General features: G+C 41.3%; 22 protein-coding genes and 1 tRNA gene. 20 read left to right on the forward strand and 3 right to left on the reverse strand.

Annotated features, from left to right (window positions below; genetic code table 11):
* Positions 1-124: 124 nt before the first annotated feature.
* The 16 genes from AC4ME5_RS00365 to AC4ME5_RS00440 all read left to right on the forward strand — a co-directional run bounded on the left by AC4ME5_RS00365 (position 125) and on the right by AC4ME5_RS00440 (position 17,037).
* Positions 125-1,687 carry a 2-isopropylmalate synthase gene (locus tag AC4ME5_RS00365; protein WP_491799331.1) on the forward strand — a complete coding sequence of 521 codons (1,563 nt, stop codon included), beginning with the start codon at positions 125-127 and terminating at the stop codon, positions 1,685-1,687.
* An 11-nt stretch (positions 1,688-1,698) separates the two neighbouring features.
* Positions 1,699-2,736 carry a 3-isopropylmalate dehydrogenase gene (gene leuB / locus AC4ME5_RS00370; RefSeq protein WP_491799332.1) on the forward strand — a complete coding sequence of 346 codons (1,038 nt, stop codon included), beginning with the start codon at positions 1,699-1,701 and terminating at the stop codon, positions 2,734-2,736.
* Complete coding sequence (locus AC4ME5_RS00375; RefSeq protein WP_491799333.1) at positions 2,733-3,002, forward strand: DUF1294 domain-containing protein; 270 nt, start codon at positions 2,733-2,735, stop codon at positions 3,000-3,002. The genes leuB and AC4ME5_RS00375 overlap by 4 nt, the downstream gene beginning before the upstream one ends.
* A 3-nt stretch (positions 3,003-3,005) precedes the next feature.
* The gene (gene leuC / locus AC4ME5_RS00380; RefSeq protein ID WP_491799334.1) at positions 3,006-4,388 is read left to right on the forward strand and encodes a 3-isopropylmalate dehydratase large subunit; all 1,383 of its coding nucleotides are present in this window, start codon (positions 3,006-3,008) and stop codon (positions 4,386-4,388) included.
* 9 nt (positions 4,389-4,397) lie between these two features.
* Complete coding sequence (leuD, locus tag AC4ME5_RS00385; protein ID WP_491799335.1) at positions 4,398-4,991, forward strand: 3-isopropylmalate dehydratase small subunit; 594 nt, start codon at positions 4,398-4,400, stop codon at positions 4,989-4,991.
* A 26-nt stretch (positions 4,992-5,017) separates the two neighbouring features.
* Positions 5,018-5,797 (forward strand): L-threonylcarbamoyladenylate synthase, encoded by a 780-nt coding sequence (locus AC4ME5_RS00390; protein ID WP_000160505.1) that lies wholly within the window; start codon positions 5,018-5,020, stop codon positions 5,795-5,797.
* 151 nt (positions 5,798-5,948) lie between these two features.
* Positions 5,949-7,892 carry an McrB family protein gene (locus tag AC4ME5_RS00395; RefSeq protein WP_491799336.1) on the forward strand — a complete coding sequence of 648 codons (1,944 nt, stop codon included), beginning with the start codon at positions 5,949-5,951 and terminating at the stop codon, positions 7,890-7,892.
* Complete coding sequence (locus AC4ME5_RS00400) at positions 7,879-9,195, forward strand: McrC family protein (protein ID WP_491800051.1); 1,317 nt, start codon at positions 7,879-7,881, stop codon at positions 9,193-9,195. Before AC4ME5_RS00395 ends, AC4ME5_RS00400 begins: the two co-directional genes overlap by 14 nt.
* 172 nt (positions 9,196-9,367) lie before the next feature.
* Positions 9,368-10,354, forward strand: a complete 987-nt coding sequence (locus AC4ME5_RS00405; protein ID WP_491799337.1) for a GMP reductase — start codon at positions 9,368-9,370, stop codon at positions 10,352-10,354.
* A 66-nt stretch (positions 10,355-10,420) separates the two neighbouring features.
* Positions 10,421-10,492, forward strand: a tRNA-Arg gene (locus AC4ME5_RS00410).
* A gap of 182 nt (positions 10,493-10,674) precedes the next feature.
* A complete protein-coding gene (gene rnc / locus AC4ME5_RS00415; RefSeq protein ID WP_000661487.1) occupies positions 10,675-11,373 on the forward strand; it encodes a ribonuclease III in 699 nt (232 codons plus the stop codon).
* Positions 11,364-14,903, forward strand: coding sequence for a chromosome segregation protein SMC (smc, locus tag AC4ME5_RS00420; RefSeq protein WP_491799338.1), 3,540 nt, complete (start codon positions 11,364-11,366; stop codon positions 14,901-14,903). Before rnc ends, smc begins: the two co-directional genes overlap by 10 nt.
* A gap of 143 nt (positions 14,904-15,046) precedes the next feature.
* Positions 15,047-15,973, forward strand: a complete 927-nt coding sequence (locus tag AC4ME5_RS00425; protein WP_033585347.1) for a bifunctional riboflavin kinase/FAD synthetase — start codon at positions 15,047-15,049, stop codon at positions 15,971-15,973.
* Between the two features lie 147 nt (positions 15,974-16,120).
* Positions 16,121-16,315 carry a hypothetical protein gene (locus tag AC4ME5_RS00430; protein ID WP_084938678.1) on the forward strand — a complete coding sequence of 65 codons (195 nt, stop codon included), beginning with the start codon at positions 16,121-16,123 and terminating at the stop codon, positions 16,313-16,315.
* A gap of 75 nt (positions 16,316-16,390) precedes the next feature.
* Entirely contained in the window at positions 16,391-16,627 is a 237-nt protein-coding gene (locus tag AC4ME5_RS00435) for an AbrB family transcriptional regulator (protein WP_033585340.1), read from the forward strand.
* Complete coding sequence (locus AC4ME5_RS00440; protein ID WP_491799339.1) at positions 16,624-17,037, forward strand: type II toxin-antitoxin system death-on-curing family toxin; 414 nt, start codon at positions 16,624-16,626, stop codon at positions 17,035-17,037. The genes AC4ME5_RS00435 and AC4ME5_RS00440 overlap by 4 nt, the downstream gene beginning before the upstream one ends.
* A gap of 89 nt (positions 17,038-17,126) precedes the next feature.
* On the opposite strand, the gene AC4ME5_RS00445 is transcribed toward AC4ME5_RS00440, so the two are convergent.
* From AC4ME5_RS00445 to AC4ME5_RS00455, 3 genes are read right to left on the reverse strand one after another with little or no spacing between them, the layout of a single operon-like run.
* Positions 17,127-17,945: a TIGR03943 family putative permease subunit gene (locus AC4ME5_RS00445; protein ID WP_491799340.1), complete on the reverse strand. Its 819-nt coding sequence runs from the start codon at positions 17,943-17,945 to the stop codon at positions 17,127-17,129.
* Positions 17,942-18,847: a permease gene (locus AC4ME5_RS00450; RefSeq protein WP_491799341.1), complete on the reverse strand. Its 906-nt coding sequence runs from the start codon at positions 18,845-18,847 to the stop codon at positions 17,942-17,944. Before AC4ME5_RS00450 ends, AC4ME5_RS00445 begins: the two co-directional genes overlap by 4 nt.
* Positions 18,844-18,978, reverse strand: coding sequence for an SPJ_0845 family protein (locus AC4ME5_RS00455; protein ID WP_096422123.1), 135 nt, complete (start codon positions 18,976-18,978; stop codon positions 18,844-18,846). The genes AC4ME5_RS00450 and AC4ME5_RS00455 overlap by 4 nt, the downstream gene beginning before the upstream one ends.
* 130 nt (positions 18,979-19,108) lie before the next feature.
* On the opposite strand from AC4ME5_RS00455, the gene AC4ME5_RS00460 reads away from it, so the two are divergent.
* The 4 genes from AC4ME5_RS00460 (at position 19,109) to AC4ME5_RS00475 (ending at position 23,139) form a co-directional block, all read left to right on the forward strand.
* Entirely contained in the window at positions 19,109-21,238 is a 2,130-nt protein-coding gene (locus AC4ME5_RS00460; RefSeq protein WP_491799342.1) for a Tex family protein, read from the forward strand.
* A complete protein-coding gene (locus AC4ME5_RS00465; protein WP_096422128.1) occupies positions 21,225-21,668 on the forward strand; it encodes a SprT family protein in 444 nt (147 codons plus the stop codon). Before AC4ME5_RS00460 ends, AC4ME5_RS00465 begins: the two co-directional genes overlap by 14 nt.
* A 59-nt stretch (positions 21,669-21,727) precedes the next feature.
* A complete protein-coding gene (locus AC4ME5_RS00470; RefSeq protein WP_007516821.1) occupies positions 21,728-22,000 on the forward strand; it encodes a PspC domain-containing protein in 273 nt (90 codons plus the stop codon).
* A gap of 380 nt (positions 22,001-22,380) precedes the next feature.
* Positions 22,381-23,139: an ABC transporter ATP-binding protein gene (locus tag AC4ME5_RS00475; RefSeq protein ID WP_000173376.1), complete on the forward strand. Its 759-nt coding sequence runs from the start codon at positions 22,381-22,383 to the stop codon at positions 23,137-23,139.

A 23,139-nucleotide genomic window follows, 5' to 3' on the forward strand; every position in this document is an offset into this window, starting at 1 on the left:
TACTCGGGCTAGTGCAAAAAGCATTAGTCCTGTTTGGCTTACCAAGCGGGAGTAAATCAACATCTCGCTTGGGTCTCTGAGCGAGATGTTTTTTCTATACTGAAATTTTGAAGGGGGAATTCTCATGCGTAGAGTTGAGTTTCTAGATACCAGTCTCCGTGATGGTGAGCAGACACCAGGTGTTAATTTTTCAATCAAGGAAAAGGTCGCCATCGCAAGACAGCTGGAGAAATGGGGGATTTCGGCCATCGAAGCTGGTTTTCCGGCGGCGAGTCCAGATTCATTCAGAGCAGTTCAAGAGATTGCCAAGGTCTTGAAGAAAACTGCGGTGACAGGTTTGGCTCGTTCGGTCAAGTCTGATATAGATGCTTGTTACGAGGCGCTCAAAGATGCCAAGTATCCACAGATCCACGTCTTTATCGCAACCAGTCCGATTCACCGCAAGTATAAGCTCAATAAGAGCAAGGAAGAGATTTTGGAAGCAATCAGTGAGCATGTTTCTTATGCCCGTTCTAAGTTTGAAATTGTCGAATTTTCTCCAGAGGATGCGACCAGAACAGAGTTGGATTTCCTCTTGCAAGTTGTTCAGACGGCTGTGGATGCAGGTGCGACCTACATCAATATCCCTGACACGGTTGGATTTACGACGCCAGAGGAATATGGTGCCATCTTCAAACACTTGATTGAGAATGTCAAGACCGATCGTCAGATTATCTATTCACCTCACTGTCATGATGACCTCGGAATGGCAGTGGCTAACAGCCTTTCTGCTGTCAAGAACGGTGCAGGACGTGTCGAAGGAACCATCAACGGTATTGGGGAGCGAGCTGGGAATGCTGCGCTTGAAGAAATTGCAGTGGCGCTCAATATTCGCCAAGATTACTATCAGGCAGAAACCAGTATTGTCCTAAATGAGACCATCAATACGTCTGAAATGGTTTCTCGCTTCTCTGGTATTCCAGTTCCTAAAAACAAGGCTGTGGTTGGTGGTAATGCCTTTTCTCACGAGTCTGGTATTCACCAAGATGGAGTCCTTAAAAATCCTCTCACTTATGAGATCATCACACCTGAATTGGTCGGTGTTAAGAGTAATAGTCTTCCGCTTGGAAAATTGTCAGGTCGCCATGCCTTTGTTGAAAAACTAAGAGAATTAGCCCTAGATTTTACAGAAGAGGATATCAAACCACTCTTTACTAAGTTCAAGGCACTGGCCGATAAGAAGCAAGAAATCACAGATGCAGATATTCGAGCTCTGGTAGCTGGAACCATGGTTGAAAACCCAGAAGGCTTCCACTTTGATGATTTACAACTTCAAACTCATGCAGATAATGACATTGAAGCCCTCGTTAGCCTAGCCAATATGGATGGTGAGAAAGTCGAATTTAATGCAACAGGGCAAGGCTCTGTTGAAGCGATCTTTAACGCTATCGATAAGTTCTTTAACCAATCTGTCCGCTTGGTGTCCTACACTATTGACGCGGTAACGGATGGAATTGATGCTCAAGCTCGGGTTTTGGTCACTGTTGAAAACAGAGATACAGAAACCATCTTTAATGCAGCAGGTCTTGATTTCGATGTATTAAAGGCTTCGGCTATTGCTTATATCAATGCCAATACTTTTGTTCAAAAAGAGAATGCAGGTGAGATGGGGCGTAGCGTTTCCTACCGAGACATGCCTAGTGTGTAAAGGAGAAGGCTATGACAAAGAAAATAGTAGCTCTAGCAGGGGATGGAATCGGTCCAGAAATCATGGAAGCTGGTTTAGCGGTTCTGGAAGCTCTAGCTTCAAAAACAGGATTTAACTATGAGATAGACAGAAGCCCCTTTGGAGGTGCGGGTATTGATGCTGCGGGGCATCCCTTACCTGATGAAACCCTCAAGGCATGTAGAGAAGCAGATGCTATTCTCCTTGCGGCTATCGGTAGTCCTCAGTATGATGGAGCATCGGTTCGGCCTGAACAAGGCTTGCTGGCTCTTCGTAAGGAACTCAATCTCTATGCCAATATTCGCCCTGTTAAGATTTTTGATAGTCTCAAGCATTTGTCACCTCTCAAACCGGAACGAATTGCTGGTGTAGACTTTGTCGTGGTGCGTGAGTTGACAGGTGGAATTTACTTTGGGGATCATATCCTTGAAGAGCGAAAAGCGCGTGATATCAACGACTACAGCTATGAGGAAGTAGAGCGGATCATTCGCAAGGCATTTGAAATTGCAAGAAATCGGAGAAAACTCGTTACTAGTATCGATAAGCAAAATGTTTTAGCAACATCAAAACTCTGGCGCAGAGTAGCTGAGGAAGTCGCGCAGGATTTCCCAGATGTAACCTTGGAGCACCAGCTAGTCGACTCAGCTGCTATGCTTATGATTACCAATCCTGCCAAGTTTGATGTCATCGTGACGGAGAATCTTTTCGGAGATATCTTATCTGATGAATCAAGCGTTCTATCAGGCACACTTGGTGTCATGCCATCAGCTAGTCATTCTGAAAAGGGGCCAAGTCTTTATGAGCCTATTCATGGTTCAGCGCCTGATATTGCTGGCCAAGGAATTGCCAATCCTATCTCTATGATTTTGTCAGTTGCCATGATGTTGAGAGATAGTTTTGGACGTTATGAGGATGCGGAACGTATCGAGCGTGCTGTTGAAGCTAGTTTAGCGGCTAGCATTTTAACGAAAGATATTGGAGGACAGGCTTCGACTAAGGAAATGACAGAAGCTATCATTGAAAGATTATGAAGATAAATGAAGGAATCACGCTTGCCCTCTTGATTTGGAATTTGCTGATTTTCTTGATTTATGGCATTGACAAATCCAAGGCAAGAAGAGGTGCTTGGCGCGTCCCAGAGAAAATCTTACTCATTTTAGGCCTTGCTTGTGGTGGTTTTGGTGCCTGGTTGGCAGGAATCATCTTTCACCACAAGACTCGAAAATGGTATTTTAAAACAGTTTGGTTTCTTGGGATGATGACCACACTAGTAGCCTTATATTTTATTTGGAGGTAATGGATGGCAGGAAAATCGATTTTTGATAAATTATGGGACCGCCATGTCATCACAGGAGAAGAGGGGCAGCCCCAACTCATGTATGTGGATCAGCATTATATCCACGAAGTGACCAGCCCTCAGGCTTTTCAAGGATTGCGAGATGCAGGTCGCAGATTGAGACGGCCAGACTTGACATTTGGTACCTTTGACCACAATGTACCAACGGTCAATATCTATGATATTCGAGATGTGATTTCTAAAGCGCAAATTGATAAGCTAGCTGAGAATGTTGAAGAGTTTGGAATTGAGCATGCGGCCCACGGTTCTGAAAAGCAGGGAATCGTTCATATGGTTGGTCCAGAAACAGGACGGACCCAACCAGGAAAATTCATCGTTTGTGGAGACAGTCATACGGCAACCCACGGGGCTTTCGGAGCTATCGCCTTTGGAATTGGGACCAGTGAAGTTGAGCATGTTTTTGCTACCCAGACCCTCTGGCAGGTCAAACCCAAGAAAATGCTGGTAGAATTCACTGGAGTTCCTCAAAAAGGAGTTTATTCCAAGGATTTCATTTTAGCCTTGATTGCCAAGTACGGCGTTGCTTGCGGTGTAGGCTACGTGGTGGAATATAGAGGACAGGCTATTGATGCACTGAGCATGGAAGAGCGCATGACCATCTGCAATATGTCCATCGAGTTTGGATCTAAGATGGGAATCATGAATCCGGATCAAACCACCTATGACTATCTCAAGGGACGAGAATGTGTTCCAGAGGACTTCGAAGAGGCTGTGGTGGATTGGAAACCCCTTGTCAGTGATGATGATGCTGTTTATGATAAGGTTATCCAGATGGATGTCTCAGGATTGGCTCCCATGGTGACCTGGGGAACTAATCCTGCTATGGGTGTTGACTTTGACAGTAGCTTTCCAGAAATTAAGGATATGAATGATGAACGAGCCTACAATTATATGGATTTGGAACCAGGTCAAAAGCCAGCAGATATTGAACTAGGTTATATCTTTATCGGCTCTTGTACCAATGCTCGTCTCAGCGACTTGCAACTGGCTGCGCGATTTGTCAAAGGAAAGAAAATTGCTCCCAATCTAACAGCAATTGTAGTTCCAGGCTCTCGTCCTGTGAAACGAGCTGCTGAGAAGTTGGGCTTGGACAAGGTCTTTCTGGATGCTGGTTTTGAGTGGAGAGACCCAGGTTGCTCTATGTGCCTAGGAATGAATCCTGACAAGGTTCCTGATGGTGTTCACTGTGCCTCAACCAGCAATCGAAACTTTGAAGACAGACAAGGCTTTGGTGCTAAGACCCATCTCTGCAGTCCAGCCATGGCAGCTGCGGCAGCTATTGCAGGGCGCTTCGTAGATGTTCGGCAAATGCCAGAAGCCCAGTAAGGAGAGGATATGGAGAAATTTACAGTTTATACAGGAACGACCGTTCCTCTTATGAATGATAACATTGACACTGACCAAATCCTTCCCAAGCAGTTTCTCAAGTTAATTGATAAAAAAGGCTTTGGTAAGTACCTCATGTATGCTTGGCGTTATCTGGATGACAAGTATACTGAGGACCCAGACTTTGTCTTTAACCGACCTGAATATCGCAAAGCCAGTATTCTCATTTCAGGGGATAACTTCGGCGCAGGGTCTTCGAGGGAACATGCAGCTTGGGCCTTAGCAGACTATGGTTTTAAGGTCGTGATTGCAGGGTCTTTTGGGGATATTCATTACAATAATGAACTAAATAATGGAATGTTGCCAATTGTTCAGCCCAGAGAGGTTCGAGAGAAACTAGCTCAGCTAAAACCAAGTGACCAGGTAACTGTGGACTTGAAACAACAAAAAATCATCTCACCAGTTGGAGAATTCACTTTTGAAATTGATAGTGAGTGGAAACACAAGCTTTTAAATGGTTTGGATGATATCGGTATTACTTTGCAGTATGAAGACTTGATTGCTGCTTATGAAAAACAACGTCCAGCCTACTGGCAGGATTAGAAAAATAGAAAAGGACATATAGAACTATGACAAAACACATCCAATGGAACGGAACACTTTCACAAGAAGGCTACGACATTTTAAAAGGTGAGGGCGGATGTATCGTTTGCCCTACAAAAGTTGGTTACATTATCATGACTAGCGATAAGGCAGGACTTGAACGTAAGTTTGAAGCTAAAGAACGTAACCGTAACAAACCAGGTGTTGTTCTCTGCGGTAGCATGGATGAGCTTCGTGCTTTAGCACAACTTAACCCAGAAATTGAAGCCTTCTACCAAAAACATTGGGATGAAGATATTCTTCTTGGTTGTATCCTTCCTTGGAAACCAGAAGCATTTGAAAAACTCAAAGCATACGGTGATGGCCGTGAAGAACTGATGACGGACGTGCGTGGTACTAGCTGTTTTGTTATCAAATTCGGGAAAGCTGGTGAACAATTGGCTGCCAAACTTTGGGAAGAAGGCAAGATGGTTTATGCCTCATCAGCTAACCCATCTGGAAAAGGAAATCGTGGCAAGGTAGAAGGAATTGGAGAACGCATCGAAGGAGCAGTGGACCTTGTTATCGAGGCAGACGACTACGTGGCATCTATCCAACCTGACAAAACGATTGAAACTCGCTACGAGCAAGGTGTGATGGTCTCTATGGTCGATAAAGACGGCAAACTCATTCCAGAACAAGGAGGAGCTCGCTCAACTTCACCAGCTCCAGTTGTAATCCGCAAAGGGCTTGACATTGATAAAATCATGATGCACCTGTCAGACACCTTTAACTCATGGGACTATCGTCAGGGCGAGTATTATTAAAAATAGAAAAGAAGTCTAGTGTTAAGAGGGAATAAAGTCTCTACACTAGGCTTTTTCTTTAGAAATTCTTTTCATTTTATATAGAATATGATATTCTATATATGAAATATATAGTTTTTATTCGAACATTATTATAAAAGGAGTACGATTGATGCTGAAAAGAAAAGTGAGTTTGGATGATTTTTATGCTTGGTACCAAGAAAATAAAATAAGATTAAGAGAAGATGCATTTAAATATAGTATTCACAATGAAAAATTACGTGAAGAATTTCTTAAAGAATGGCCACTTGATAGAATTTTAACCATGTCTATCGATGAATACGTCATTGGGAAAGGTGCTAAAAGTAATTCTTTTTGCTATGCTCTTGAGATAGGAAAGTACCAATCATTATTTATGGGAATTGGCGGAGGAGGTTCTTCAAAATTTGGTATTTATTGGAATGAGAATACCAAAAGCTATAAAAATCAAGCAAATAAAATCATTCCAGAATCAGAACTAGAAGACAGATTTAACAAATTAAAATCGGATTTGTATGAGATCATCCAAGCTGGTAGAATGTTGGATTTCAATAACCCTATTTTTGACATAAAAAAGTCAAAGAATGAATTTATTGGGCGTTCTGCGGTGGTCACAAAACTACTTTGTATTTATTCTGAGAATCCTTCTTTTTTAGGAGTAAATATGAATAGTCAAAATGAATTTTGGAATAGGTTGATTCCCCAAAGCAATCAAGGAGGGCCCTATCGTCAGAATCATGAGATTTGTAAACTGTTTTCTAAAACATATCCTGAATTAGAATCTTCAATGTTGGGTAGTATTTTATTTGAGTATTCAAAAGATTTTATAGACACTGATAATAAGCAAGAAGAGAAAGAAATGTCTGAACAAAATAATATTCATCATCCCTTGAGTAATATCTTGTTACAATCCAAAAACCTCATCCTCCGTGGTGCACCTGGTACAGGAAAAACTTATCTTGCTAAAGAAATTGCCAAAGAATTAACGGGTGGCAACGAAGACCAAATTGGATTTGTACAATTTCACCCATCCTATGATTATACGGATTTTGTAGAGGGATTGAGACCGGTATCAAATGGGAATGGAGCTATTGAGTTTAAGCTACAGGATGGTATTTTTAAAGATTTTTGTCAGAAAGCAAAAGAAGCCCAATTGATTGGAGGACAAGATAATTTTGATGAGGCTTGGGATTCTTACTTAGAATATATAAATGTTGCTGAAGAAAAAGAATATATAACAAAAACATCTTACTTATCTGTTAATAGTAGACAAAATTTGTCAGTAAATTATGATAGTGGTGTTCCAGGATGGTCACTACCTCGCAAATATGTTTACGAGTTGTATAAAGATAAAAATTATAATAAGCAAGAATACTACAAAAGTGGTGGAAAAACTGTCCTAGAAACATTGAGAAAGAGATTTGGTTTGAAAGACTATGTTTCCCCAACAGAAATTGATACTGATAAGAAATTCGTCTTCATCATCGATGAGATCAATCGTGGTGAGATTTCTAAGATTTTTGGGGAACTCTTTTTCTCAGTTGATAAAGGCTATCGTGGTGAAAAGGGAAGTGTATCTACCCAATATGCTAATTTACATGAAACTGATGAGAAATTTTATATCCCTGACAATGTCTATATTATCGGAACCATGAATGATATAGACAGATCTGTTGATACTTTCGATTTTGCTATGCGTCGTCGTTTCCGCTTTGTTGAAGTTACGGCTGAAAGTCGACTTCACATTCTAGATGAAGAACTAGGTGAAGATGCAAAAGAAGCTAAAATTCGACTAAGGAACTTGAATGCTGCTATTGAAAACGTTCAAGAATTAAACAGTCATTACCATATTGGACCAAGTTATTTCTGTGAGTTGCAGTATATAAATTTTGACTATGAATTACTCTGGTCTGATTATCTCAAACCGCTTTTGGAAGATTATGTACGTGGTTCTTATGATGAAGCTGAAACTCTAGAAACATTGAAAAAAGCATTCGATCTGACAAAGAATGAGCAAAAAGATCAGACAGTAGCTGATGACAATGAAGGCGATGAAAACGATGATGCGGATCACTGATAATCAACACAAGATTGTTAAAGAAGAATTTGTTGAAGAATATCCTAAACTAAGCAATCTTCTTTTAGACAGAACCTTGGAAAGTCTATCCCAAGATGAACGTGTTTTCATTTTTCCAAATGATTTGAAGAATTCCCCTGACTTAGAAAAGGACCAAAAAATCTTTGAAACAGTTAATCAGGAAATCAAGACAGGAAATGTGATTGGTTTTCTGGGTTGTGGTCAGGAAAGATTAACGATTTCCTCTCGTTTTTCTGATGAGAGTAATGACCATTTTTTGCATTATCTCTTACACAAGGTTCTTCATATCAATCTCACTAGTTTAGATGTTGCTTTGTCGCGTGAAGATAAGCTCTATCAACTTTTGATGTATCTCTTCCCTAAGTATCTACAAGCTGCTATTCGAAAAGGTCTTTATAAGGAATACCATCGATTTTCTCATAATGACAGTAATGTTAAGGGAGTGATTGATGTAAGAAACCATCTCAAGAAAAACCTTCCTTTCACGGGAAATATTGCCTACACAACGAGAGAGTTCACCTATGATAATCCCCTCATGCAGTTGGTCCGTCACACTATTGAATACATTAAGAACCAGAAAAGCATTGGTCAAGGGGTGCTAGATAATCTCTCAACTAGTCGTGAAAACGTAGCTGAAATCGTGCGTGTAACGCCTTCTTATAAACTAGCTGATCGTGTTAAGATTATTCGGGGAAATCAATCTAAACCTATACGTCATGCATACTTTCACGAGTACAGAAAGTTACAAGAACTTTGTCTGATGATCCTAAACCAAGAAAAGCACGGCTTAGGGTATCAAGATCAAAAAATTCATGGTATTCTTTTTGATGTTGCCTGGCTTTGGGAAGAGTATGTTCATACCTTGTTGCCAAAAGATTTCATCCATCCACGGAATAAAGAAAAGCTAGGTGGTATTTCGGTATTTTCTGTTGGGAAACGGAAAGTATATCCAGATTTTTATGATAGGGAACGAAAGATTGTTCTAGATGCTAAATATAAAAAACTAGAGTTTACTGAAAAAGGGATCAACCGTGAGGACTTATTCCAGCTGATTTCGTATTCTTATATTTTAAAAGCTGAGAAGGCTGGTCTTGTTTTTCCGAGCAAGGACAAGGTTGTTGATAATGAGATAGGAAAGCTAGCAGGTTATGGAGCTTTGTTAAAGAAATGGTCTATCCAAATTCCTAGAGAGTCTTCATCCTATCGTGAATTTTGTGAAATGATGGAAAACTCTGAAGAAGCTTTTAAAAGGAATATTACTAAATCAGTGGGGAGAAAATAATCTCTCCACTTTTTTGTCCTTGATATAAGTAAAACTCGAACAATACATTTTAATTTATAAAATTATTTGACAAAAACTGTACTTTAGTTTATAATAAATTAAGGAAACGTCGGAAAAGACGTAGAGATGCGCAAGCATAGGTAGGTCATTATAAAAGAAACGAGACATTGATATGTTAAATGAATTTCCAATTTTTGATTATGAAGATATTCAATTAATTCCAAATAAATGTGTGATTAAAAGCCGTGCAGAAGCGGATACAAGTGTCACTCTAGGAAATCACACCTTTAAACTACCTGTTGTGCCAGCGAATATGCAGACGATTTTGGATGAAAATGTAGCAGAGCAACTAGCTAAAGGTGGTTACTTCTACATTATGCACCGTTTTGATGAGGCAGGACGCATTCCTTTTATTAAACGCATGCACGATCAAGGACTCATTGCTTCTATCTCTGTTGGTGTTAAGGACTACGAGTATGATTTCGTTAGCCAGCTCAAGGCTGATGCTCCGGAATACATCACGATTGATATTGCCCATGGTCATGCGGATAGCGTGATTTCTATGATTCAACACATCAAGAAAGAATTACCAGATACTTTTGTTATTGCTGGAAATGTAGGAACACCAGAAGCCGTGCGTGAACTTGAAAATGCTGGTGCGGATGCTACTAAGGTTGGAATCGGTCCTGGTAAGGTTTGTATCACCAAGGTCAAGACTGGTTTTGGTACAGGTGGTTGGCAGTTGGCTGCTCTTCGTTGGTGTGCTAAGGCAGCACGTAAACCGATTATCGCTGATGGAGGAATTCGTACTCATGGCGATATTGCCAAGTCTATCCGCTTCGGTGCCAGCATGGTCATGATTGGCTCTCTCTTTGCAGGACACATCGAAAGTCCAGGAAACACGATTGAAGTCGATGGCGAACAGTTCAAAGAATACTACGGTTCAGCTTCACAATATCAAAAGGGTGCTTATAAAAACGTCGAAGGAAAACGCATCTTGCTTCCTGCCAAAGGTCACCTGCAAGACACTTTAACTGAGATGGAACAAGACCTTCAAAGTGCTATTTCCTACGCTGGTGGACGTCAGGTTGCTGACCTTAAACACGTTGATTATGTTATCGTGAAAAACTCAATCTGGAATGGGGATGCTTCCCACTAAGACGGGCTATCCATCTAGAAAAAAACTTGTTATTAGAGCAAATTTCTGTTATAATAAAACAAGTTTCCACCCTTAGTGTAATGGATATCACGTAAGATTCCGGTTCTTGAGATGGGGGTTCGATTCCCTCAGGGTGGATGTAAACATCCTAAAAAGCCTTTAATAGGGCTTTTTTCTTTATACTGAACCAAATTTGCCTCTAAAACTGAAAATCTCTGTCTAAAGAATGCCCAAATGCTTTCCAGTCCCATTTTAAAGTGACTCAGGGGGCTTTTTTTGATATAATAAAAAGGACTGTTATCAGTTAGAAAGAGGTTGGTATGAAAGAATTACAAACTGTACTAAAGAACCATTTTGCAATCGAATTTGCAGACAAAAACTTACTGGAGACTGCCTTTACTCATACGAGTTATGCCAATGAGCACCGCCTCTTAAAAATTTCACACAATGAACGCTTGGAATTTTTAGGAGACGCTGTTCTACAGTTATTGATTTCAGAATATCTGTATAAAAAATATCCTAAAAAGCCTGAAGGTGACTTGTCTAAACTCCGTGCCATGATTGTCCGTGAGGAGAGTTTGGCTGGTTTTGCGCGTGATTGCCAGTTTGACCAGTTTATCAAGCTGGGTAAGGGGGAAGAAAAATCTGGTGGACGCAATCGTGACACCATTCTTGGTGATGCCTTCGAAGCCTTTCTTGGTGCTCTCCTTTTGGACAAGGATGTGGCCAAGGTCAAGGAATTTATCTATCAAGTCATGATTCCTAAGGTTGAAGCAGGCGAATTTGAGATGATTACAGACTACAAAACCCATCTCCAAGAGTTACTTCAGGTCAATGGCGATGTGGCTATTCGTTATCAGGTGATTTCTGAAACGGGTCCTGCCCACGATAAGGTTTTTGATGTAGAAGTTCTGGTTGAAGGTAAGAGCATTGGTCAAGGTCAAGGTCGTTCTAAGAAATTAGCAGAGCAGGAAGCTGCCAAAAATGCCGTTGAGAAAGGGCTGGATTCATGTATTTAAAGGAAATCGAAATTCAGGGATTCAAGTCTTTTGCTGACAAGACTAAGGTCGTCTTTGACCAAGGTGTGACGGCGGTTGTTGGACCAAATGGATCTGGAAAGTCCAATATTACAGAAAGTCTGCGTTGGGCCTTGGGGGAGTCAAGTGTTAAGAGTCTCCGTGGGGGCAAGATGCCGGATGTCATCTTTGCTGGAACTGAAAGTCGCAAACCGCTCAATTATGCTTCTGTTGTAGTGACCTTGGATAATGAAGATGGTTTTATCAAGGATGCAGGGCAAGTCATTAAGGTAGAACGCCATATCTACCGTAGTGGAGATAGCGAGTATCGAATTGATGGCAAAAAAGTCCGTCTCCGCGATATTCACGACCTCTTCTTGGATACCGGTTTGGGTCGTGATTCCTTCTCCATCATCTCTCAAGGGAAGGTTGAGGAAATTTTTAACTCTAAGCCCGAAGAACGTCGAGCTATTTTTGAAGAAGCTGCAGGAGTTTTGAAATACAAGACTCGTCGAAAAGAAACAGAGAGCAAACTGCAACAAACTCAGGACAATCTAGATCGCTTAGAGGATATTATCTATGAGTTGGATAATCAAATCAAGCCTCTTGCAAAACAAGCCGAGAATGCTCGGAAGTTTCTAGACTTGGATGGTCAACGTAAGGCTATTTACTTAGATGTTTTGGTTGCTCAGATCAAGGAAAACAAGGCAGAACTAGAGCTAACAGAAGAAGAACTAACTCAGGTTCAGGAACTTTTGACTAGCTATTACCAAAAGCGTCAAGAGTTAGAAGAGGAAAATCAAAGTCTTAAAAAGAAACGCCAGGATCTCCAAGCTCAAATGTCCAAAGACCAAGGAAGTTTGATGGATCTGACGAATCTAATCAGCGATTTAGAACGAAAATTAGCCCTATCCAAACTGGAGTCCGAGCAGGTAGCCCTCAATCAACAAGAAGCACAAGCCCGTTTGACTGCTTTGGAAGATAAGAGAAAGACTCTAAGTAAAGAGAAATCTGAAAAAGAAGAAAACTTGGCACAGTTAGAGGAAAATCTAGCTGAAAATAACAAGGAACTCAATCGTTTAGAAGCGGAGTTGTTGGCATTTTCAGATGATCCTGACCAAATGATTGAGCTCTTGCGCGAACGCTTTGTCGCTCTTTTACAAGAAGAAGCGGATGTCTCAAACCAGTTGACCCGCATCGAGAATGAACTAGAGAACAGCCGTCAGTTATCTCAAAAACAAGCAGATCAACTTGAGAAACTGAAAGAACAACTGGCTACAGCTAAAGAGAAGGCCAGTCAACAACAGGCTGAGCTTGAAACTGCCAAGGAGCAGGTTCAGAAATTATTGGCTGACTACCAAGCTAGTGCCAAGGAGCAAGAGGAACAGAAGGTTTCTTTCCATGCCCAGCAGAGCCAACTCTTTGACCGTCTGGATAGTCTCAAAAACAAGCAGGCTAGAGCCCAAAGTTTAGAGAATATCCTTAGAAATCATAGCAACTTTTACGCGGGTGTTAAGAGTGTTCTCCAAGAAAAAGACCACCTTGGCGGGATTATTGGTGCAGTTAGTGAACATTTGACTTTTGATGTTCATTATCAAACTGCCCTAGAAATTGCGCTTGGAGCAAGCAGTCAGCACATCATCGTAGAAGATGAGAATGCGGCGACTAAGGCTATTGATTTCCTTAAGCGCAACAGAGCCGGTCGTGCGACCTTTCTTCCATTGACGACTATCAAGGCTCGTACGATTTCTAGTCAGAATCAAGATGCTATCGCCTCAAGTTCAGGCTTCCTTGGTATGGCTGATGAGTTGGTGTCGTTTGATAAGAGACTAGAAGCTATTTTCAAGAATTTGCTCGCAACGACAGCAATATTTGATACTGTAGAACATGCGCGTGCCGCAGCTCGCCAAGTTCGTTACCAAGTTCGCATGGTGACACTGGATGGGACAGAGTTGCGTACAGGTGGTTCTTACGCGGGTGGTGCCAATCGTCAAAATAACAGTATCTTCATCAAGCCAGAACTAGAGCAATTACAAAAAGAAATTGCTGAGGAAGAAGCTGACTTGCGGTCAGAAGAAGCAAGTTTGAAGACCTTGCAAGATGAGATGGCGGTTTTGGCAGAAAGATTAGAAGCCATCAAATCTCAGGGTGAGCAAGCTCGTATTCAGGAGCAAGGTTTGTACCTCGCTTATCAGCAAACCAATCAGCAGGTCGAAGAACTGGAAACGCTTTGGAAACTTCAAGAAGAGGAATTAAATCGCCTATCTGAAGGAGATTGGCAAGCGGACAAGGAAAAATGCCAAGAGCGCCTTGCTATTATCACAAGTGAAAAGCAAAATCTAGAAGCTGAGATTGAAGAGATTAAGTCCAATAAAAACGCTATTCAAGAACGCTATCAAAACTTGCAGGAACAAGTAGCGCAAGCACGCTTGCTTAAGTCAGAACTGCAAGGACAAAAGCGGTATGAAGTGACTGATATTGAACGCCTAGGAAAGGAATTGGATAATCTCAATTTTGAACAAGAGGAAATCCAGCGTCTTCTCCAAGAAAAGGTTGATAATCTTGAGAAGGTTGATACGGATCTGCTAAGTCAGCAGGCGGAAGAGGCCAAAACTCAGAAAACAAACCTCCAACAAGGTTTGATTCGCAAGCAGTTTGAGTTGGATGATATCGAAGACCAACTGGATGATATTGCCAGCCATTTGGATCAAGCTCGTCAGCAAAATGAAGAGTGGATTCGCAAACAAACACGTGCTGAAGCTAAGAAAGAAAAGGTCAGCGAACGCTTGCGCCATCTACAAGCTCAATTAACTGACCAGTACCAGATCAGCTACACTGAGGCTCTAGAAAAAGCGCATGAGTTGGAAGATCTCAATCTGGCAGAGCAAGAGGTTAAAGATCTTGAGATGGCTATTCGCTCGCTGGGTCCTGTCAACTTAGACGCTATTGACCAGTACGAAGAAGTTCACAACCGTCTGGATTTCCTCAATAGCCAACGAGATGATATTCTGTCTGCGAAAAATCTACTCCTTGAGACCATTACAGAGATGAATGATGAGGTTAAGGAACGCTTCAAATCCACTTTTGAAGCTATTCGTGAGTCCTTTAAAGTGACCTTTAGACAGATGTTTGGCGGTGGTCAGGCAGATTTGATATTGACTGAGGGCGATCTTTTAACAGCTGGTGTGGAGATTTCTGTTCAACCACCAGGTAAGAAAATCCAGTCTCTCAACCTCATGAGTGGTGGTGAGAAAGCCCTTTCTGCTCTTGCCTTGTTGTTCTCTATCATTCGAGTCAAGACCATTCCTTTCGTTATCTTGGACGAGGTAGAGGCGGCGCTGGATGAAGCTAATGTTAAACGTTTTGGGGATTACCTCAATCGCTTTGACAAGGATAGTCAGTTCATCGTCGTAACCCACCGTAAGGGGACGATGGCGGCAGCGGATTCTATCTATGGAGTTACCATGCAAGAATCAGGTGTTTCTAAGATTGTTTCGGTTAAGTTAAAAGATTTGGAAGAAACAGTAGACTAGTTAACAAACGATAGCATCTCTTAGGAGGTGCTATTTTTTAAAACTAAAGCCCTAAATTTTCTCTTACGGTCAGTTCAGGCGCAAAAAACGACATTTGGGATTTCCTCTTAGCGAAAAGACTTTCTCTATGATATAATAGTTTCATGATTACAACAGTACCTATTAAGAACGAAAAAGATATTGCAGTACCAGGTAATACAGTCCTTGTACTAGGTTATTTTGATGGCATCCACAAGGGGCATCAGAAACTCTTTGAAGTAGCCAGTAAGGCTTCGATGAAGGATTATCTGCCAGTTGTCGTGATGACCTTTACAGAATCGCCAAAACTTGCCTTACAACCTTACCAACCTGAACTCATGCTTCACATCGTCAATCATGAGGAACGAGAGCACAAGATGAAGTGGCACGGAGTAGAGGCTCTTTTCCTACTTGACTTTAGTAGCAAATTTGCTAGTCTAACGGGTCAAGAATTCTTTGATACCTATGTTCGAGCTTTAAAACCAGCGATTATTGTAGCAGGATTTGACTATACCTTTGGCTCAGATAAGAAAACTGCGGATGACCTGATGGACTATTTTGATGGAGAGATCATCATTGTTCCTCCAGTTGAGGATGAAAAGGGCAAGATTAGTTCTACACGGATTCGTCAGGCAATTCTTGATGGAGATGTAAAGGAAGTCAAGCATCTGCTCGGCACTCCGCTCCCATCTCGTGGAATGGTCGTTCATGGAAATGCTCGTGGGCGGACTATTGGTTATCCAACAGCCAATCTGGTCCTAAGAGACCGAACTTACATGCCAGCGGACGGTGTTTACGTAGTCGATATCGAAGTGCAACGTCAGAGATATCGTGGCATGGCAAGTGTTGGGAAAAATGTTACTTTCGATGGAGAAGAACCACGTTTTGAAGTCAATATTTTCGACTTTTCAGACGATATTTACGGTGAGACAGTCATGGTCTACTGGCTGGACCGTGTTCGCGATATGGTCAAATTTGACTCCGTAGAGGAATTGGTAGACCAACTCCAGAAAGACGAAGAGATTGCTCGGAACTGGAAGGATGGAGAGTAGAAAAGTTTAAAAAAGTGAACCATATTTTGTGTTTGCTTTTTTATTTTTGAAAGAAATTTTTATAGCGAGAAACATAATTGAAGGTTGATTGAAAATCTGTTAAAATAGTGATATTCATAACTTTAAAACCAAAGAAAAGAGACTAGTATGATTACAGGCGAATTAAAAAATAAAATTGATCAGCTATGGGAAATGCTGTGGACTGAAGGAAATACAAATCCTCTAACAAATATTGAATATATGATAGAAAGAGCAAAATCACAATTGGCAATTCAAAAATCTCTGGAAGAATTGGAAACCTTGAAAAAATCACTTATGCTGAGTATTCCGGTTAAGCTCTGATATGAAATAGTAGTTTTACACTATCATTGTAATTACCGTAATTATTTGTTATAATACTTCAAAGGAGGAAATAAGATGGTCGTAAAAACAAGAAAACAAGGAAATTCAATCACCATTACAATTCCAAGCGAATTCAATATTCCAAGTGGTGTTAAATATGAAGCAAAATTGTTACCAAGTGGCGAAATTATCTTTACTCCTGAAGAATTGGATCATCAGGTCTCTTATGTTTCTGATGATGCCTTTAACTTAAAATTGGATACAATTTTTGAAGAATACGACGATGTTTTCAAAGCTTTGGTGGAAAAATGACAGTCTATCTAACAGAAAAGCAAATTGAAAAAATCAATGCTTTAGTAATTCAACGGTATTCTCCAAATGAGCAAATTCAAACAGTTAGCTCTTCAGAGTTAAATATGATTGTGAATTTACCAGAACAATTTGTTTTTGGCAAGCCTCTTTATCCAACAATTTTTGATAAAGCAACAATATTATTTGTCCAATTGATAAAGAAGCATGTCTTTGCAAACGCCAATAAACGAACAGCTTTCTTTGTTTTGGTGAAGTTTTTACAATTAAATGGTTATCACTTTACTGTTTCCGTGGAAGAAGCGGTTGATATGTGCGTGACTATAGCGGTAGAAGCTTTAACTGATGAAAGAATGATAAGCTACTCTAAATGGGTTTCTGAACATTCTATCAGAGAAATGATCAAAAAATAAGATAGTACGCTGGATTGAAATGAGCATAAGAAAAAATGAAAAGACAATATTAGAATTCTGTAATGCAGAAACTCTGATATTGCCTCTTTTTAATAAAACATGCGATATACATAAGGATTTTCTGGTTTATCTACTTTTGTGAAACTCTCAACCTCCAGTGTTGGGAGTTTTTGTTTGAGTTCTTTATGGTAGTGGAGGGTCAGGGTTCCGCTAGCGGTGATCCAAGTATTGTCAGAATACTGGCGTGAGTTCCCCTTGGTCAGGAGTCCATATACTCCAGAGTCTGCGATACAGTGGATGATTCCAAAGCGAAAGAGGAATTGGCTATCTGGATGGCTAGGATCGTTATAGACAAAGCCTGTAAATTCGATTTTCTTTCCTTCAAACTCTTGAGGGTAGTCATAGAGAACTTCCATGACCTCCATATAGTTTTCATCAGTGATGTGAATGGTTGGTTGGGTGAGGTATTTGTCAGCTGTAGACCTCATTTCCTTTTCATAAGTAGATTTGGAAAAATAGGTGCTGGTATCGGGTTTGAGGTATTGACTGGATGTTCCTTCGCTTGCCTGAATGGCTGTGTTGATTCCCTCAGCAAGTGGGAAATGGTATCCTTTAGCAGATACGGTTCTCGAGTCCAAACTTACTGTCGGAAAGGCAACTCCAATCAACAGAGGTAGCGACAGTAACAGGATGCTGATTCGTCTAGCTCGACGACTTTCCAAATGGCTGTGAGAATTGATTTTCTTGATCCAGATATAGAATTGGACCAGAGCCAACAGAAGAGAAAGGACCATAGAGATATAGACTAGATAGGAATAGTGGAGGTTGATGTAGTGACTGAGCTTGCCAGATAGCTGCAGATACAGAGTCAGGGCAAAATAACCCAGTAAAATGAAAAATCGGATCATAGCATCACCCCCATCATGTAAGAATAAAGCAAGACAAGCACTGTCACGATGCCCATGAATTGCCAGATAAAGCGCGCTTTGAGATAGTGTTTCATCATGAGGAGATTTTTGATATCAAGCATGGGGCCAATGACCAGAAAAGCAAGGACTGGCGCCAGGCCGAAGCTAGAGAGGAGAGAAGCACCGATAAAGGCGTCTGCCTCGCTACAAAGAGAGAGGAGAAAGGCTAGAAACATGAGCAAGAGAATCGCAAGGACTGGACTAGCACTGATAGAGGTCAAGATCCGAGTCGGGACATAGACCTGCACGATAGCCGCAAAGAGACAGCCAAAGACCAAGTAACGCCCCATATCGAAAAACTCATCAATAGCTTGTATGAAGACCTGAAATACCTTTCTAGCAGGAGTCAAGTGTGAAAAGTCATGTTCATGACAAGCGATAAGATTCTCTTTTTGAATGGGTTCCTTCCAGAAAAATCCTAGGAAAATTCCAAGCACCAAAGCAATCACAATAGCTCCCAGAGCTCGCAATAAGGCAAATTTTATTGAATTGCCAAAGGCAGAATAAGTGGCGAAAAGAACGATAGGATTGATAATGGGAGCAGTCACCAGAAAGGGAACTGCTGTATAGCTGGGCACCTTTTTTTCCAAAAAACGATTGATAATCGGAACGATTCCACACTCGCAGGATGGAAAGAGGAAGCCAATGAAGGTACCAAAAAAGATCCTCCCCCAACGATTGCGAGGAAGAAACTCATAAACTTTATCAGGTGTGATATAGACCTCAATCAATCCCGAAATGAGACTCCCAATCAAGACAAAAGGAAGGGCTTCAATCATGATGGAAAGAAAGATAGCCCCTGCTTGTAAGATGCTAGGAGGAAGAGATTGGAAAATCGTCATCTATTTTTCTTCTCAACTTTTTCTTTTTTGTTTTTGTCATCTGGGAAAGTGACTTGTGTTAAGTCAGGAAGTTTGGCGAATTCTTCAAACATTTTGTCCAAGTCATCCGTTTTTGTAAATTTAACAGCCATGGGCTTACCTCTTTTCTAAATTCTACCTCTATTATACTATTATTTTGTGGAAAAGGGATTATTTTGATAATCAAAGAGGTAAAAAAGGGTAGGACGAAACAAGGGCTGTTCCTTATGGTATAATAGATTCATGGATAAAAAATATGAAAAAATTTCCCAAGATTTGGGTGTAACCTTAAAGCAAATCGATACCGTTCTAAGTTTGACGGCTGAGGGGGCGACAATTCCCTTCATCGCGCGTTACCGTAAGGACATGACTGGTAGTCTGGATGAGGTGGCAATTAAGGCTATTATTGACCTGGATAAAAGTCTGACAAATCTCAACGACCGTAAAGAAGCTGTCTTAGCTAAGATTCGAGAACAAGGCAAACTGACCAAGGAATTGGAAGAAGCTATTTTGGCAGCTGAAAAATTAGCAGACGTTGAAGAACTCTATCTTCCTTATAAGGAAAAGCGTCGGACCAAGGCAACCATTGCCCGAGAAGCTGGACTCTTTCCTCTTGCTCGCTTGATCTTGCAGAATGTAGCTGATTTAGAGAAAGAAGCTGAGAAGTTTATCTGTGAAGGATTTGCGACTGGTCAAGAAGCCTTGGCTGGTGCGGTTGATATCTTGGTCGAAGCCTTATCGGAAGATGTTACACTGCGCGCCATGACTTATCAGGAGGTGCTGAGACACTCTAAACTTACTTCTCAAATTAAGGATGAAAGTCTCGATGAAAAGCAGGTTTTTCAGATTTACTATGATTTTTCTGAGACAGTTGGAAATATGCAGGGTTATCGTACCTTGGCCCTCAATCGAGGAGAGAAGATAGGTGTCTTGAAGGTCGGTTTTGAACATGCGACGGACCGTATTCTTACCTTCTTTGCAGCTCGTTTCAAGGTGAAAAATGCCTACATAGATGAAGTAGTTCAGCAATCTGTTAAGAAAAAGGTCTTGCCATCTATCGAGAGACGCATTCGGACAGAATTAACTGAGAAGGCAGAAGAGGGAGCTATTCAACTCTTTTCTGACAATCTGCGCAATCTGCTCTTGGTTGCTCCGCTGAAAGGGCGCGTGGTTCTTGGGTTTGACCCAGCCTTTCGTACAGGTGCCAAGCTAGCTGTCGTGGATTCAACAGGAAAAATGCTGACAACTCAGGTCATTTATCCTGTCAAACCAGCCTCTGCTCGTCAAATCGAAGAAGCCAAGAAAGATTTGGCAGATTTGATTGGTCAATACGGTGTAGAGATTGTAGCCATCGGAAATGGTACTGCTAGTCGTGAAAGTGAAGCCTTTGTGGCGGAAGTTCTGAAAGATTTCCCTGAAGTCAGCTATGTTATCGTAAATGAAAGTGGTGCTTCGGTCTATTCTGCCAGTGAACTTGCTCGTCAGGAGTTTCCAGACTTGACCGTTGAAAAACGCTCTGCTATTTCTATCGCCCGTCGTTTGCAAGATCCCCTTGCGGAATTGGTCAAAATCGATCCTAAGTCAATCGGTGTCGGCCAGTACCAGCACGATGTCAGTCAGAAGAAACTATCTGAGAGTCTGGACTTTGTCGTCGATACGGTGGTTAACCAGGTTGGCGTCAATGTCAATACAGCCAGCCCAGCTCTATTATCTCATGTAGCTGGACTCAATAAAACCATTTCTGAAAATATCGTCAAATATCGTGAGGAAGAGGGCAAAATCACTTCACGCGCTCAAATTAAGAAGGTTCCTCGTCTGGGTGCCAAGGCATTTGAGCAGGCAGCTGGTTTCCTTCGTATCCCTGAAAGTAGCAATATCCTCGATAATACAGGAGTTCACCCAGAGAACTATGCTGCGGTTAAGGAGCTCTTCAAATGTTTAGATATTATAGACCTAAACGAAGAAGCACAAAGTAAGCTTAAGTCCCTTTCTGTCAAGGAAATGGCGCAAGAGCTAGAACTTGGCCCAGAAACCCTTAAAGATATTATTGCTGACCTTCTCAAACCAGGTCGTGATTTCCGAGACTCTTTTGATGCTCCAGTTCTCCGTCAAGATGTCTTGGATATCAAAGACTTAAAAGTCGGCCAGAAGCTGGAAGGAGTGGTGCGTAACGTCGTTGACTTCGGTGCCTTCGTTGATATCGGGATTCACGAGGACGGCCTCATTCATATTTCTCATATGAGTCGCAAATTTATCAAACATCCCAGCCAAGTGGTGTCTGTTGGAGATTTGGTAACGGTTTGGGTTAAGAAAATCGATACTGAACGTGAAAAAGTCAATCTGTCGCTTCTAGCTCCAAATGAATCTAACTGAGTACGTTCAATCTGTTTCTCTCGAAGACTTTGGTAGACCTTTTAAACACCAAGCCCAGTGGAATTCTCGTCTGCGAACGACAGGTGGGCGATTTTTCCCCAAGGATGGGCATTTGGATTTTAATCCCAAGGTCTATAATGAACTTGGTTTGGAGGTTTTTCGGAAAATCGTGCGCCATGAACTCTGTCACTACCACCTTTATTTTCAGAAAAAGGGTTATCGACATAAGGATCGAGATTTTAAGGAACTTTTGAAAGAAGTGGATGGACTGCGCTTTGTACCATCTTTGAGAGCCCAAAGTAGTTACCTAGTCTATCAGTGTCAATCCTGCCAGCAATCCTATCAACGCAAGAGGAAGATTGACACGAAACGCTATCTCTGTGGCGTCTGCCGTGGTAAACTTGTCATTTTAAATCGGCCTAAGGACTGATGTTTGTGACCCCGTTTCATGCTATACTACTTGTAAGAATACCGAAAGAGGAACAAATCATGAATACAAAATTTTATAAAATGAGACGAAATCGCATGGTGTCGGGAGTCTTAGCTGGTCTATCAGACAAGTGGAATTTTGATGTCACCTTAGTCCGCTTTCTCTTCGCCATTTTTACCATATCAAATTTTGGAGTTGGTGTGATTATTTACATCATCCTCGCCTCTATCCTGCCAACTAAGGAAGAAATCGAAGCAGAAATGTACGGAACAGGACCACGCAAACGCAAGGAAGCCGAGGCCATTGATGACAATGATGGACGGTTTTGGTGAGTTGGATTTTGAAATAGTTTATAGATAGTTTCCTTATTTCTCAAAGAGGTCAGAAAAAGAAGTGAACCTTAACCCTTGCATCCGCAAGGGTTTTCTTCTTGCCTTTCTTTTATGGTAAAATATTGATAGCAAAATTACTTGATTTTCTTCAATCTTACAAAAATGTAAGATTAAAGTCTCTTTTGTAAGGTTAGGTTATGGCAAGACCTCTTTTTTTGCGATAAACTAGACTCATAAAGAACAAAGGAGCAAAACCATGAAAAGAATTTTACAAAAGAAAACAAGAAAACCAAGTCAAAAAGATATCGAGCGTGTTCAACTGGGATGCGCTATGATGCAAGCGCAGTTTCAATTGATGGGATATTAAGAAGGAGAAAATCATGACACTTTTAGATGTAAAACACGTTCAAAAAATCTATAAAACACGTTTCCAAGGCAACCAAGTAGAAGCTCTCAAAGATATTCACTTTACCGTAGAGAAGGGTGACTACGTTGCCATCATGGGGGAGTCTGGTTCAGGAAAGTCAACTCTGCTCAACATCCTAGCTATGCTGGATAAACCAACTCGTGGTCAAGTTTACTTGAACGGAGTAGACACAGCAACTATTAAAAACTCACGGGCTTCCAGCTTCCGTCGTGAGAAGTTGGGATTTGTCTTCCAAGACTTTAACTTGCTAGATACCTTGTCTGTTAAGGACAATATCTTGCTTCCGTTAGTGTTATCACGAAAACCTATCACAGAGATGATGAAGAAATTGGTGGTAACAGCTGAAAATTTAGGCATCAACCAATTGCAAGAGAAGTACCCTTACGAGATCTCTGGTGGTCAAAAACAGCGGGTTGCAGTAGCGCGCGCCATCATCACAGAACCTGAAATTCTCCTTGCGGATGAGCCAACAGGAGCCCTTGACTCCAAATCATCTGCAGCCTTACTCGATGTTTTTGATGAAATCAATGAACGTGGCCAAACCATTCTCATGGTAACTCACTCAACGGCAGCAGCCAGCAGGGCCAAGCGTGTTCTCTTTATCAAGGACGGCATTCTTTACAACCAAATCTACCGTGGAGACAAGACAGAGCGTCAGATGTTCCAAGAAATCTCTGATACTTTGACTGTTATGGCAAGCGAGGTGAATTAG

Source organism: Streptococcus sp. A69 (assembly GCF_058556195.1).

What these genes read in the sequence shown, in the direction of transcription:
- AC4ME5_RS00365 (WP_491799331.1), top strand. Translation starts at nt 125, where the DNA reads ATGCGTAGAGTTGAGTTTCTAGATACCAGTCTCCGTGATGGTGAGCAG.
- leuB (WP_491799332.1), top strand. Translation starts at nt 1,699, where the DNA reads ATGACAAAGAAAATAGTAGCTCTAGCAGGGGATGGAATCGGTCCAGAA.
- AC4ME5_RS00375 (WP_491799333.1), top strand. Translation starts at nt 2,733, where the DNA reads ATGAAGATAAATGAAGGAATCACGCTTGCCCTCTTGATTTGGAATTTG.
- leuC (WP_491799334.1), top strand. Translation starts at nt 3,006, where the DNA reads ATGGCAGGAAAATCGATTTTTGATAAATTATGGGACCGCCATGTCATC.
- leuD (WP_491799335.1), top strand. Translation starts at nt 4,398, where the DNA reads ATGGAGAAATTTACAGTTTATACAGGAACGACCGTTCCTCTTATGAAT.
- AC4ME5_RS00390 (WP_000160505.1), top strand. Translation starts at nt 5,018, where the DNA reads ATGACAAAACACATCCAATGGAACGGAACACTTTCACAAGAAGGCTAC.
- AC4ME5_RS00395 (WP_491799336.1), top strand. Translation starts at nt 5,949, where the DNA reads ATGCTGAAAAGAAAAGTGAGTTTGGATGATTTTTATGCTTGGTACCAA.
- AC4ME5_RS00400 (WP_491800051.1), top strand. Translation starts at nt 7,879, where the DNA reads ATGCGGATCACTGATAATCAACACAAGATTGTTAAAGAAGAATTTGTT.
- AC4ME5_RS00405 (WP_491799337.1), top strand. Translation starts at nt 9,368, where the DNA reads ATGTTAAATGAATTTCCAATTTTTGATTATGAAGATATTCAATTAATT.
- rnc (WP_000661487.1), top strand. Translation starts at nt 10,675, where the DNA reads ATGAAAGAATTACAAACTGTACTAAAGAACCATTTTGCAATCGAATTT.
- smc (WP_491799338.1), top strand. Translation starts at nt 11,364, where the DNA reads ATGTATTTAAAGGAAATCGAAATTCAGGGATTCAAGTCTTTTGCTGAC.
- AC4ME5_RS00425 (WP_033585347.1), top strand. Translation starts at nt 15,047, where the DNA reads ATGATTACAACAGTACCTATTAAGAACGAAAAAGATATTGCAGTACCA.
- AC4ME5_RS00430 (WP_084938678.1), top strand. Translation starts at nt 16,121, where the DNA reads ATGATTACAGGCGAATTAAAAAATAAAATTGATCAGCTATGGGAAATG.
- AC4ME5_RS00435 (WP_033585340.1), top strand. Translation starts at nt 16,391, where the DNA reads ATGGTCGTAAAAACAAGAAAACAAGGAAATTCAATCACCATTACAATT.
- AC4ME5_RS00440 (WP_491799339.1), top strand. Translation starts at nt 16,624, where the DNA reads ATGACAGTCTATCTAACAGAAAAGCAAATTGAAAAAATCAATGCTTTA.
- AC4ME5_RS00445 (WP_491799340.1), bottom strand. Translation starts at nt 17,945, where the DNA reads ATGATCCGATTTTTCATTTTACTGGGTTATTTTGCCCTGACTCTGTAT.
- AC4ME5_RS00450 (WP_491799341.1), bottom strand. Translation starts at nt 18,847, where the DNA reads ATGACGATTTTCCAATCTCTTCCTCCTAGCATCTTACAAGCAGGGGCT.
- AC4ME5_RS00455 (WP_096422123.1), bottom strand. Translation starts at nt 18,978, where the DNA reads ATGGCTGTTAAATTTACAAAAACGGATGACTTGGACAAAATGTTTGAA.
- AC4ME5_RS00460 (WP_491799342.1), top strand. Translation starts at nt 19,109, where the DNA reads ATGGATAAAAAATATGAAAAAATTTCCCAAGATTTGGGTGTAACCTTA.
- AC4ME5_RS00465 (WP_096422128.1), top strand. Translation starts at nt 21,225, where the DNA reads ATGAATCTAACTGAGTACGTTCAATCTGTTTCTCTCGAAGACTTTGGT.
- AC4ME5_RS00470 (WP_007516821.1), top strand. Translation starts at nt 21,728, where the DNA reads ATGAATACAAAATTTTATAAAATGAGACGAAATCGCATGGTGTCGGGA.
- AC4ME5_RS00475 (WP_000173376.1), top strand. Translation starts at nt 22,381, where the DNA reads ATGACACTTTTAGATGTAAAACACGTTCAAAAAATCTATAAAACACGT.